The sequence below is a fragment of the Brevibacillus sp. AF8 genome (assembly GCF_021270385.1).
GTDB lineage: Bacteria > Bacillota > Bacilli > Brevibacillales > Brevibacillaceae > Brevibacillus.
On the sequence record NZ_JAGQDN010000048.1, the window covers coordinates 1 to 1,297 of the forward strand.

Consider the following 1,297-nt stretch of genomic DNA (forward strand, 5'->3'; position numbering starts at 1 on the left):
TGGTCATAACCCTGTCAAGTAGACTGCCTAAAAACCCATAGTTACGCGGCGATCGCTTTCCGATACTCAATCGGGGAACGGTCGCCTAGCTTTTTCTGAAAACGACTTTGATTATAAAATGCAATGTATGTTTCAACAGATTGATTTAATTCCTCAAATGATTTTGCCGAGCATCGATACATCATTTCTGTCTTCAGATGAGAAAAGAATGACTCGATACAGGCATTATCCAGGCAATTTCCCCGTCTCGAATGACTTCCTAGTACTCCGTACTCATCCAAACGTTTATTATAGTGTCTAGAAGTATATTGAAAACCTTGGTCCGAATGTAGGACGGAACCGTTCATCTCTCTACCCTTACAAAGACTATCTACGGTGCTCATCACGAGTGACAAATCGTTTTGGGAAGAGACATGCCAAGCAACGATTTCGTTATTAAACAGATCCTGCACAGCAGATAGATAAAAAAATCGTTCTCCGATTCGTAGATAGGTGATGTCGGTTACCAACTTCTTTAGAGGTGCTTCTGCTTTAAACTGTCTTTCCAGACGATCCGGATTTACAACTGATGCCTGTCTGCCGAAGAATCGCCTTTTTTTACGAATTACGGAGCGGATGCCTAATTCCTTCATCAATCGATAGACACGTTTGTGATTGATTTGTAATCCTTCTTTGCGAAGAGCAACTGTCATTCGTAAGTAACCATAATAAGGATGCAAGCGATGGATACTTAGGATATGTTCTTTTAGGTCGACTTCCTTTTCGCTACGTCGAACAGATGTCTCTCTGGACTTTCTCCATTTGTAATATCCCGCACGGGATACTTTTGCAAAACTGAGCAGCCATGATAATCGATATTTGGTTTGCATTTGTTCAATAATTGAGAACCTTGCTTTCTTCGAAGTCACTCCCCGTTTAGATTTGGATATCGCTTTTTTAGATATTCATTCTCCGCTTTTATGTATGCTAACTCTTCCTCAACGCTTGTGAATTTGGTTTTTGGACGCCCTTTTCGCCATGCCTGATTTGATCGAGAAGCTGTTAGTGCCTCCCCACTACGAACCTTATTAACCCAGTCCAACACCTGTCTTTTTTCTGGAATGCCTAATCTTCTGGCGACTTCTCTAGAAGATACTCCGGTCTCGTAAAGACGTACGGCTTCCATTTTTTCCTCTTCCGTATAAATTCTAAATGTTTGTCCTTTTTTAGCCATAAAAAATCCCCTCTGGTCAATTGTGTCTTACCCAATTGTAACAGTGGGGTTTTAAACACAGTCAACCATGAGGGGATATTACCA

1 protein-coding gene is annotated in these 1,297 nt (G+C 41.2%); it reads right to left on the reverse strand.

Annotated elements, in window-relative coordinates; genetic code table 11:
* Positions 1 to 41: 41 nt before the first annotated feature.
* Positions 42 to 1,213, reverse strand: a protein-coding gene (locus tag KB186_RS28200) for an IS3 family transposase (protein ID WP_370646722.1) whose coding sequence is annotated in 2 segments (ribosomal slippage) — positions 42 to 940 and positions 940 to 1,213 — 1,173 coding nt in all. Because the reading frame shifts where the segments join, the coding sequence is not laid out codon by codon here.
* Positions 1,214 to 1,297: the final 84 nt, after the last annotated feature.